The organism is Oscillibacter sp. KLE 1728, from assembly GCF_934833455.1.
Taxonomy (GTDB): Bacteria; Bacillota; Clostridia; order Oscillospirales; family Oscillospiraceae; genus Oscillibacter; species Oscillibacter welbionis.
On sequence record NZ_CAKVVF010000032.1, the window covers coordinates 11,013 to 21,138 of the forward strand.

At 62.7% G+C, this 10,126-nt stretch carries 15 protein-coding genes; 11 read left to right on the forward strand and 4 right to left on the reverse strand.

The genetic code is table 11. From position 1 onward, the window contains the following. Window positions 1-195 (forward strand): putative signal transducing protein (locus QVE23_RS05375; RefSeq protein WP_287967708.1); only part of this gene is annotated, 195 nt, incomplete at its 5' end. Window positions 196-241: 46 nt separating this feature from the next. Further along, the gene (locus tag QVE23_RS05380) at window positions 242-1,969 is read left to right on the forward strand and encodes a phospho-sugar mutase (RefSeq protein ID WP_287967710.1); all 1,728 of its coding nucleotides are present in this window, start codon (window positions 242-244) and stop codon (window positions 1,967-1,969) included. A 68-nt stretch (window positions 1,970-2,037) separates the two neighbouring features. Here QVE23_RS05380 and QVE23_RS05385 read toward each other — a convergent pair whose 3' ends face one another. The 4 genes from QVE23_RS05385 to QVE23_RS05400 are packed head-to-tail and all read right to left on the reverse strand — an operon-like array spanning window position 2,038 to window position 3,730. After that, entirely contained in the window at window positions 2,038-2,457 is a 420-nt protein-coding gene (locus QVE23_RS05385) for a nuclear transport factor 2 family protein (protein ID WP_021748399.1), read from the reverse strand. 49 nt (window positions 2,458-2,506) lie between these two features. Beyond that, window positions 2,507-2,887 (reverse strand): hypothetical protein, encoded by a 381-nt coding sequence (locus QVE23_RS05390; RefSeq protein ID WP_287967712.1) that lies wholly within the window; start codon window positions 2,885-2,887, stop codon window positions 2,507-2,509. An 18-nt stretch (window positions 2,888-2,905) separates the two neighbouring features. Further along, window positions 2,906-3,316, reverse strand: coding sequence for a hypothetical protein (locus tag QVE23_RS05395; RefSeq protein WP_287967713.1), 411 nt, complete (start codon window positions 3,314-3,316; stop codon window positions 2,906-2,908). 18 nt (window positions 3,317-3,334) lie between these two features. Continuing rightward, window positions 3,335-3,730, reverse strand: a complete 396-nt coding sequence (locus QVE23_RS05400; protein WP_287967714.1) for a hypothetical protein — start codon at window positions 3,728-3,730, stop codon at window positions 3,335-3,337. Window positions 3,731-3,874: 144 nt separating this feature from the next. On the opposite strand from QVE23_RS05400, the gene QVE23_RS05405 reads away from it, so the two are divergent. The 9 genes from QVE23_RS05405 to pyrE all read left to right on the forward strand — a co-directional run bounded on the left by QVE23_RS05405 (window position 3,875) and on the right by pyrE (window position 10,118). Next, window positions 3,875-4,168 carry a DUF134 domain-containing protein gene (locus QVE23_RS05405; RefSeq protein ID WP_287967715.1) on the forward strand — a complete coding sequence of 98 codons (294 nt, stop codon included), beginning with the start codon at window positions 3,875-3,877 and terminating at the stop codon, window positions 4,166-4,168. A gap of 65 nt (window positions 4,169-4,233) precedes the next feature. Further along, window positions 4,234-4,641, forward strand: a complete 408-nt coding sequence (locus QVE23_RS05410; protein WP_021748393.1) for a NifB/NifX family molybdenum-iron cluster-binding protein — start codon at window positions 4,234-4,236, stop codon at window positions 4,639-4,641. A 137-nt stretch (window positions 4,642-4,778) separates the two neighbouring features. Beyond that, window positions 4,779-5,417 carry a superoxide dismutase gene (locus tag QVE23_RS05415; RefSeq protein ID WP_025544036.1) on the forward strand — a complete coding sequence of 213 codons (639 nt, stop codon included), beginning with the start codon at window positions 4,779-4,781 and terminating at the stop codon, window positions 5,415-5,417. Window positions 5,418-5,545: 128 nt separating this feature from the next. Beyond that, window positions 5,546-6,862 (forward strand): dihydroorotase, encoded by a 1,317-nt coding sequence (locus tag QVE23_RS05420; RefSeq protein ID WP_287967716.1) that lies wholly within the window; start codon window positions 5,546-5,548, stop codon window positions 6,860-6,862. Further along, window positions 6,859-7,596 (forward strand): dihydroorotate dehydrogenase electron transfer subunit, encoded by a 738-nt coding sequence (locus tag QVE23_RS05425; protein ID WP_287826503.1) that lies wholly within the window; start codon window positions 6,859-6,861, stop codon window positions 7,594-7,596. The genes QVE23_RS05420 and QVE23_RS05425 overlap by 4 nt, the downstream gene beginning before the upstream one ends. Beyond that, entirely contained in the window at window positions 7,590-8,504 is a 915-nt protein-coding gene (locus tag QVE23_RS05430) for a dihydroorotate dehydrogenase (protein ID WP_287554542.1), read from the forward strand. Before QVE23_RS05425 ends, QVE23_RS05430 begins: the two co-directional genes overlap by 7 nt. A gap of 40 nt (window positions 8,505-8,544) precedes the next feature. Further along, complete coding sequence (gene pyrF / locus QVE23_RS05435; protein WP_021748388.1) at window positions 8,545-9,249, forward strand: orotidine-5'-phosphate decarboxylase; 705 nt, start codon at window positions 8,545-8,547, stop codon at window positions 9,247-9,249. A gap of 21 nt (window positions 9,250-9,270) precedes the next feature. Further along, a complete protein-coding gene (locus QVE23_RS05440) occupies window positions 9,271-9,441 on the forward strand; it encodes a hypothetical protein (protein WP_021748387.1) in 171 nt (56 codons plus the stop codon). Window positions 9,442-9,476: 35 nt separating this feature from the next. Further along, complete coding sequence (gene pyrE, locus QVE23_RS05445; RefSeq protein ID WP_119311193.1) at window positions 9,477-10,118, forward strand: orotate phosphoribosyltransferase; 642 nt, start codon at window positions 9,477-9,479, stop codon at window positions 10,116-10,118. Window positions 10,119-10,126: the final 8 nt, after the last annotated feature.

The following is a 10,126-nucleotide window of genomic DNA, read 5'->3' on the forward strand; positions in this document are numbered from 1 at the left end:
GAGCTAGACAGCCAGGCGGACATCACTGTGTCGTTTTTGGAAAGCTGCGGCATCCCCGCCTTCCAGAACGGGTCCCTGGGCAAGGTGCTGGGAGGCTTCGCCTCCCAGGGAGTAGAGATTTGGGTCCCCGCCTCCCAACTGGAGGAGGCCCAGGCGCTGCTGAACACCCCCGCGGAAATCCCGGAGCAGGACTAATGTCCCGCCTCCGTTCTCAATTTACACAACAGGAGGTATCTCTCGCATGGATTTTATGAAGGAATATGAAAAGTGGCTGGCGAGTCCTGCCCTGTCCGACGCGGAGCGTGCGGAGCTGGAGAGCATCCGAAATGACCCCAAGGAGATTGAGAGCCGGTTCTACGGCCCGCTGGAGTTCGGCACCGCCGGCCTGCGGGGCATCATGGCCGTGGGCCTGCACAACATGAACATCCATGTGATCCGCTGGGCCACCCAGGGCTTTGCCCAGGTCATCTGCGCCGAGGGCGAGGAGGGCAAGCGCCGGGGCGTGGCCATCTGTATGGACTGCCGGAACCACTCCATGGAGTTCGCCCGGGCGGCGGCGGAGGTCTGCGCCGCCAACGGTATCCATGTGCGGATCTTCGAGTCCCTCCGCCCCACGCCGGAGCTGAGCTTCGCCGTGCGGGAGTACCGCTGCCAGGCGGGCATCAATGTCACCGCCAGCCACAATCCGAAGGAGTACAATGGCTACAAGGTCTACTGGGAGGACGGCGCCCAGCTGCCCCCTCACCACGCCGACGCCATCGCCGCTGCTCTGGAACAGATCGACGTCTTCAATGGCATCCGGCGCATGGACTTCGACGAGGCGGTGAAGGCCGGCCTCATTGAGACCATGGGGGAGGAGACGGACCGAAAGTTTATGGCTAACGTCACTGCCATGATTAACGACAAGGAAACCGTGGCCAAGGTGGCGGACACCTTCAAGCTGGTGTACACTCCCTTCCACGGCTGCGGCTACAAGCTGGTGCCGGAGGCATTGCGGACCCTGGGCATCAAGCACCTGATCTGTGAGCCCAAGCAGATGGTGATCGACGGCGACTTCCCCACCGTGGTCTCCCCCAACCCGGAGAACCCGGAGGGCTTCTATCTGGCCATCGACCTGGCCCGGGAGAATGACGTGGACTTCATCCTGGGCACTGACCCGGACAGCGACCGGGTGGGCATCATGATCCGGGACCACAGCGGCGAGTACCGCCCCGTCACCGGAAATCAGACCGGCGTGTTGCTGCTGGACTACCTCATCGGCGCCATGCGCCGCTCCGGCAAAATGCCGGAGGAGCCCGTGGCCCTCAAGACCATCGTCACCACGGAGATGGCCCGGAAGGTGGCTGAGTCCAACGGCGTCACCTGCTACGACACCTTCACTGGCTTCAAGTTCATGGCGGAGAAGAAGAACGCCCTGGAGGCCGCCGGCGAAGGAAAGGTCATCTTCTCCTATGAGGAGAGCTACGGCTACATGCTGGGCGACTACGTCCGGGACAAGGACGCCGTCACCGCCTCCATGCTGCTGACGGAGATGGCCGCCTGGTACGCCGCCCAGGGCATGACGCTGTTCGACGCCCTGGAGAAGCTATACGAGAAGTATGGTCACTACGCCGAAAAGACCTACAACCTGGTGATGCCCGGCCTGGACGGTCTGAAGGATATGGCGCAGCTGATGAAGAATCTCCGGGAGAATCCCCCGGCGGAGATCTCCGGCGTGAAAGTCGTCACCCGGAAGGACTACACCGACGGGTCCGTGGTGGACTGCGCCACCGGTGCGAAGAGCGCCATGGAGCTCTCCGGCTCCAACGTGCTGCGGTTCGAGCTGGCGGACGGCACCACCATTCTGGTGCGGCCCTCCGGTACGGAGCCCAAGATCAAGGTGTATATTCTGACCCAGGGCGCGGATTCTGCCGCCTGTGACGCCAATCTGGAGAAGTACGGCCAGTGGGTCAAGACGCTGCAAAAATAAGACGTCCCTTCTTGGTATCCAAACAACGGCGCCCGTTCCTTTCGGAACGGGCGCCGTTGTTTGGGTTTTCAGAACCAGGCCGCCTGCTGGTCCCGGAACCGGGGCTCCGGGCCGTGGGCGTAGGGGTCGTAACGGCCCAGGTTGCAGCCGAACTCCTGGAGACGGGCGATCTGCCCCGTTGCCGTCCAGCGGACCAGGGTCATGCCCTCGAACACCTCCCGGCGGCCGTCGTCCATCCGGTTGGCGAAGGTCCACTCCACCACCGTCTGGTCCCCCTTGTGGAAGAACTGGCGGATATCCCACCGCTCCACCGTGCCCCGGCGATTCCACTCGGTGAACCACCAGGCGATCTTGTCCGCGCCGTGGTACTCCGGGCCCCAGCTCTCGATGTACACCGCGTCCGGGGCGAAAAGGTCCCGGATGCCGGTGTCCCGCTTGGTGAGCCACATGTCGAACCATTGGCAGATGGCCGCTTCCCGCTGTTCCATCTGATTGCTCCTTTCCGCTGTATCTGCTCTTATCTATAAGCAAAATGAATTAGGATGCGAGGATGTTCTGAACCTCCGCCAGCAGGGTCTCCCCGTCGTGCAGGGGATAGCCGTCCACCGCAAAGCGCCCCTGACTGCCCACCAGGATGACGGATTCCCCATTGGCACCCAGGAGCGTGACGGTATCCGCTTCCAGAGGATATACCCCAATGGGATTCTTCCAGCGGAACCTGGAGGCCCCCCGCATTGTAGCCTCCAGGTCCGCCAGCTGCTCCGGCCGGAGCGACGCCGTCAAATCCCGTCCGTCCTGCCGGACCTCCAGCAGCTGGAAGCCCTCTCCCACTGCCGGGGCGGGTAGCAGGAAGAAATAGCCAGTCAGGGCTGCCACGGCGGCAGCGCACAACAGCAGGAATCTCCACTTTCTTTTCACAGGCGCATCCCTCCCCTGTCACGGCTCCGGCAGCAGGGCCCAGACCTGTTTCAGCAGCCCTTCGCCGTCAATAATGGGGTAGCCGCCCCTTTGTCCGTCGCAGAGTACGCAAGCTTCGCCGTCCAGCTCAAAGAACCAGGGTCCATGGCTGTCGACGCCTATGATCTGCACCGTGTCCTCCCGCAGCTGCCTTGGAAAGACATTTCTGCGGTACCCCCTTCTCTCTGTTTGCCGAAGCAGGTCATTGAGGGCGTTACAGGTATTCTGGTCTATCTGACCGGTAATATTCTCCAGCGTCTCTCCCACATTGATATACTGGACTTCGTAGTCCTCCCCTACCGCGGGGCGGGGAAGGAGATACCACGCCGCAGCACATGCTGCCGTCACTGCCACGACGCACGCCAGCAGGATTTTCCACTTTCTTGACACAGGCGTATCCCTCCCCTGTTATGGTTCTGGAAGCAACGCCCAGACCTGTTCCAGAAGTTCTTCTCCGTTTACCAGCGGGTACATTCCCAGGAAGTCTCCACGGTCCACCAGGAAGGTTCCCTCATCCAGAAGAATGTGGACCGGGCCTTTCCGGTCTACGCCCATGATCAGCATATACCGCTCCTCGACCCTGCCGTCATATCCCCAGTGGTATCCCAGGCGGTCTGCGTTCCGCAGCAGGCCGCCGAGGGCCTCCAGGTCTACCTGGCCCGTGATGTCTGTCAGCCTTTCTCCTGTCCTCACATAATGGATTTTGAAATCCTCCTCCACCGCAGGACGGGGGACGAGGCACCAGGCGGCGATTCCAGTCAAAACCACCACGCACACCAGCAGGACCTTCCACTTCTTTTTCAAGAGAACCGCCCCCTCTCCGGCTCCATCATAAGGGGACCGCCCTGGACTTGTCAAGGCGGAACGCAGATTTTCCCAAAGTTATTCTTGACATATGTTCAAAACTGTATATAATGGATATATGTTCAAAACAAGGGAGGGACATCCATGCCGCGCAGTGCCAAATGCCGCCGGGTCTGCCAGATGCCGACCCACTGCCGCTTTTCCCCGGAACGGCCTGCCCACAGAGAGGCCGTGGAGCTGACGGTGGAGGAGTATGAGGCGCTACGGCTGATGGACTACCTGGGCCTGAACCAGGAGGAGGCCGCCGCCCAGATGGGGGTGGCCCGGACCACAGTCCAGCGGATCTACGCCCAGGCCCGGCGGAAGCTGGCGGTCTTTCTGGTGGAGGGCCGTCCACTGCAGTTGGGCGGGGGTAGCTACGCCCTCTGTCCCCTGTAATGTTGCGGGGGCTTCAGCTGGCCCTGCGGCCGGTGTGCCTCCCAAGACGGAAAGGAAGCGTCCTCATGAAAATCGCAGTTACCTATGAAAACGGCCAGGTGTTCCAGCACTTTGGCCACACGGCACAGTTCAAGCTCTATGATGTGGAGAACGGCACCGTAGCCTCCTCCCAGGTGGTGGATACCAATGGCAGCGGACACGGGGCCCTGGCTGGCTTTTTGAAGGACCGTCAGGTGGATGCCCTGATCTGCGGCGGCATCGGCGGTGGGGCCCAGATGGCGTTGGCGGAGGCAGGTATCCGGCTGTACGCCGGCTGCCAGGGCGACGCGGACACCCGGGTGGCAGAACTGCTGGCAGGCACGCTGGTCAGCGCCGATGCAGCCACCTGCGACCATCACCACGGTGAGGAGCACACCTGCGGCGACCACGGCTGCGGCCACCACGAGAGCGGCCATACCTGCGGCCACTGCTGAGACCGGACCGGGAGGGCGAAACGCCCTCCCGGTTTTTGTGCAGCACCTTTTGGAAATATGGGATTCCCTTTCTGCATAGGATGGGAACAGCGGACTTTGACACTTCGCCGGAAAGGATGATCCCCTTGGAGCAATACATGGAACAGCATTATCCCTTCACCCTGCCGCCCCTGCCCTACGGCTATGACGCGCTGGCGCCGGAGCTGATCGAAAAAGTGCTGTATTTCCATCACGACAAGCACTTCGCCGCCTATGTGGACGCTCTGAACCAGCTGCTGGAGCGGACGCCCGCCTATCAGTCCTGGCCGCTTTGGAAGCTGTGCCTAAACTGGGAGGAACTGCCGGATGGCCTGCGACAGGGCGTTCGGAACAACGCCGGAGGCGTCTTTAATCATGACCTGTATTTCCGCACCCTCCACCCCCTGCCGGTCTCCGCCCCGGACACGGCGCTGGAGGGCGCTGTGGTACGGGACTTCGGCGGCATGGCAGGTTTGAAGGAGGCCATGCGCAAGGCGGCCCTGGGGCAATTCGGCTCCGGCTGGGCCTGGCTATCCGCAGACGGCGAGGGGCACCTGGCTGTCCAAAAGACCGCAAACCAGGACACACCGCTGCCCCTGATCCCCTTGCTGTGTTGCGACGTATGGGAGCACGCCTACTATCTCCAATACCAGAATCGCCGGGCGGACTACTTCGAAGCCTGGTGGCGACTGGTGGACTGGCCTGAGGTCTCCCGGCTCTATACCGGCTGCCTGGCCTGCCGTCCGCCCCGGCCCTGATGGAAGATTCCAGAGGCGGCGGCAATCGCCGCCGCTTTTGGAAAACTCCAGAAAATAGGCGTTGACAACTGCTTCCTTTTCCGTTATGATAATATGTCGAATGAAGACGCAGAGGAAGGAGCGTACCCATGAATTTCTTGCTGACCGGCGGGGCTGTTTTCCGGGATGGAACTTTCCAGAATGTGGATGTTGCCATTTCCAAAGGCCGTATTGTTTCCGTTTCTCCCTCCCTTTCCCAGGAAGGTTTTTCCGTAATTGAATGTCAGGATCAAGTCATTGTTCCAGGTTTCGTTGATGTACATGTTCATCTTCGGGAGCCTGGATTTTCTTATAAGGAAACCATCGCCTCCGGCACGGCGGCGGCCGCCGCAGGAGGCTACACGGCGGTGTGCGCCATGCCCAACCTGAATCCGGTGCCGGACTCCCTGGAGCACCTGTGGCCGGAGCTGGACGCCATCGCCCGGGACGGCCGGGTGCGGGTGTATCCCTATGGGGCCATCACCCGGGGCGAAAAAGGCGCGGAGCTGGCGGACATGCCGGCTATGGAGCCCTTTGTCTGCGGCTTCTCCGACGACGGGAAAGGCGTCCAGTCCGCCGACCAGATGCGCGATGCCATGGAACTCGCAAAACAGCTGGACAAGCCCATCACTGCCCACTGTGAGGACGAGTCCCTGCTGACTCCCGGCTGGTGCATCCACGACGGGGAGTGGGCGAAGCGGAACGGCTTCCCCGGCAACGCCCCTGAGAGCGAGTGGAAACAGGTGGAGCGGGATCTGGAGCTGGTGCGGGAGACCGGCTGCCGGTACCACGTGTGCCATGTCTCCACCAAGGAGAGCGTGGCCCTCATCCGCAAGGCCAAGGCGGAGGGGCTGCCGGTATCCTGCGAGACCGGGCCCCACTACCTGATCCTCTGCGATGAGGACCTGATGGATGACGGCCGGTTCAAGATGAATCCCCCCATCCGCTCCGCCGCGGACCGGGATGCTTTGATCGAAGGGCTGCTGGACGGCACCATCGACTGCATCGCCACGGACCACGCCCCCCACAGCGCGGAGGAGAAGTCTAGGGGACTCCGCAGCCTCAACGGCATCGTGGGGTTGGAGTGTGCCTTCCCGGTGCTGTATACGGAGCTGGTGGAGCCGGGCATCGTCCCTTTCGCCACGCTGCTGAACGCCCTGTGCGTCAATCCCCGGCGGCTGTTCCGCCTGCCCGGCGGAAAGATCGAGGCGGGAGAGATCGCGGATCTGACCGTGCTGGATCTGAACTGGCCCCATGCCATCGACAGCACCCTTTTCTTCTCCCAGGGCCGTTCCACGCCCTTTGACGGTTGGACCGTCACCGCCGGAGTGGACAAGACCATCTGCAACGGGAATCTGGTGTACACCGCCAGCTCCCGCAACATCAATAAGACCCCCATCCCCCCCTGTCAGGAGGACTACCTATGAAACAATCCCTCTTTACCATGGAACACGCCCGGCAGCTGACCGCCGACACCTATGAGCTGGTGCTGTCCGGCGACACCTCCGCCATCACGGCGCCGGGGCAGTTCGTGAACATCCAGCTGCCCGGCAAATTCCTCCGGCGGCCTATCTCCATCTGCAACTGGACGAAGGACGCCCTGCTGCTCCTGGTCCGGGTGGTGGGCGAAGGCACCCATGACTTAGTGCGGTGCGTCCCCGGCACAGAGCTGGATGTGCTGTCGGGTCTCGGCAACGGCTTTGATCTGGCAAAGGGCGGGACCCACCCCATCCTGCTGGGCGGCGGCATCGGCATCGCGCCCCTGTACGGCCTGGCCCAGCGGATGCTGGAGGCGGGCATCGCCCCCACAGTGGGACTGGGATTCCGCTCCGGCGGAGACGCCTTTTACCTGGAGGAATTCGGCAAGCTGGGCTGCCGCCTGATGGTGGCCACGGAGGACGGCAGCCTGGGCACAAAGGGATTTGTTACGGATCTGGTCCGTCATGTGCCGGAGTGCGGCTACGCCTTCGTCTGCGGCCCCACCCCCATGCTGAAGGCCGTCCACGGCCTGCCCCAGCTCACCGGCGGGCAGTTCAGCTTCGAGGCCCGGATGGGCTGCGGCTTCGGCGCCTGCATGGGCTGCTCCGTACCCACGGTAAACGGCTACAAGCGGGTGTGCAAGGACGGCCCCATTCTGTACAAGGAGGAAATCGTATGGTAAGCCTGTCTGTCCGCCTTGCAGGGGTGGAGCTGAAAAATCCCGTAATCCCCGCCTCCGGCACCTTCGGCTATGGCCGGGAGTACGCAGAGCTGTACGACCTGGACCTTCTGGGCAGCTTCTCCTGGAAGGGCACTACCGCAGAGAGCCGTCCGGGCAACCCTCAGCCCCGGATCGCGGAGACCGCCTCCGGGATGCTGAACGCCGTGGGCCTCCAGAACCCCGGCATCGACACGGTGATCGCGGAGGAGGTACCCAACATTGCAAAAATCTTTCATGGGCCGGTGATCGCCAACGTGGGGGGCTTCTCTCTCCAGGAGTACGCTGAGAACTGCGCCAAGCTCAACGACGTGGAGCAGGTGTCCATTCTGGAAGTGAACATCTCCTGTCCCAATGTCCACGCTGGAGGGAAAAACTTCGGCTCCGACCCTAGGGCTGCCGCGGAAGTCACGCGGACAGTGAAGGCGGTGACGAAAAAGCGGGTCTTCATGAAGCTCTCCCCCAACGTCACGGACATCGCGGAGATCGCAAGGGCCTGCGCTGACGCGGGAGCCGACGGCATCTGCCTCATCAACACCCTGCTGGGGATGCGGATCGACCTGAAAACGAAAAAGCCCCTCATCGCCAACCGCACCGGCGGACTGTCCGGCCCCGCGGTGTTCCCGGTGGCGGTGCGGATGGTGTGGGACGTGTACGAGGCGGTGCAGCTGCCCATCATCGGCTGCGGCGGCGTCTCCTCTGCGGAGGACGTGTGTGAGATGATGCTGGCGGGGGCCAGCGCCGTGGAGATCGGCGCCGCCAACCTGCGGGACCCCTATGCCTGCAAGAAGATCATCGAAGCCCTGCCGGGCGTGTGCGAAAGGCTGGGCGTGGAGCGTATCGCGGACCTGACCGGCGCGGCGCACGGCTGAACGCTGTCACCGAGAAATTTACAGAAAGGACTGTTTGAATATGAGCGCAAAAGACGTCATCATCGCCCTGGACTTCCCCACCCGTGAGGAGACCCTCTCCTTCCTGGACCAGTTCCCCGCCGGGGAGAAGCCCTTTGTGAAGATCGGCATGGAGCTGTTCTATGCCGAGGGCCCCCAGGTGGTCCGGGACATCAAGGCCCGGGGCCACAAGATCTTCCTGGACCTGAAGCTCCACGACATCCCCAACACCGTGAAGCGGGCCATGGCGGTCCTCTCCCGACTGGATGTGGATATGGTGAACCTCCACGCCGCCGGGACCTCTGAGATGATGCGGGCCGCCCTGGAGGGCCTGACTCGTCCCGACGGCACCCGCCCCCTGCTGATTGCCGTCACCCAGCTGACCTCCACCGACGCCGCCGCCCTGAAAAACGAGCTGCTGATCGACACCCCCATGGCAGAGACGGTGCTCTCCTACGCCAAGAACGCCGCCGCCAGCGGCCTGGACGGCGTGGTCTGCTCTCCTCTGGAGGCGGCTCTGGTCAAGGAGCGTTGCGGCGCGGACTTCCTGACTGTCACCCCCGGCATCCGGTTCGCGGACAGTGCCGCCGGCGACCAGAAGCGGATCATGACCCCGGAGAAGGCGGGCAAGTCCGGCTGCGACTACATCGTGGTGGGCCGTCCCATCACCCAGGCGGAGGACCCGGTGTCCGCTTATCGGAGAGCGGTCAAGGACTTTTGGGGCTGAGCGGAACGGGGGCACGTCTGCATGAAATTTGATTTGATGGAACTTGCCCTTGTCATTGCTGTCTTTTTCATGGTACTGGCATTCGGAGTGATCTGGATCAAAGCCCTGCCATTCGGTTATACCGAGTCGGCGCTATTGTACCTTGCAGCCATTGTGGCCGCAAGTGCTTTCTGGGTCGGCCGAAAGCACTGACCATCTTCGCACATTTGGATAAGGAGGATTTTTCCATGAACCTAGAACGTGAAATCGCCCACGATCTGCTGAGCATCGGCGCGGTGTTCCTGCGGCCGGACGAGCCCTTCACCTGGGCCAGCGGCATCAAGAGCCCCATCTACTGCGACAACCGCCTGACCCTCACCGCTCCCGCCGTCCGCACGGCCGTGGAGAAGGGCTTGGTGGAGCTGATCCGCACCCATTACCCGGATGTGGAGGTGCTGATGGGCACGTCCACCGCCGGCATCGCCCACGCCGCCATCGTGGGCCACCTGATGGACCTGCCCATGGGCTACGTCCGCTCCGGCAACAAGGACCACGGCCGCCAGAACCGCATCGAGGGCAGGCTGGAGAAGGGCCAGAAGGTCGTTGTGGTGGAGGACCTGATCTCCACCGCCGGCAGCTGCATTGAAGTTGTGGAGGCGCTGCGGGAGGCGGGTGCCGAGGTTCTCGGCGTCGCATCCATCTTCACTTACGGGCTCCAAAAGGGCCTGGACCGGCTGGCCGCCGCGAATGTCGTCAACCACTCCCTCTCCAACTTCGATGCCGTCTGCGAGGCGGCCGCTGAGGAGGGGAAGATCAAGCCGGAGGACATTGAGCGGCTGAAGAGGTTCCGGGCCAACCCATCCGACGAATCCTGGATCACGTCGAAATAAATTCCGCT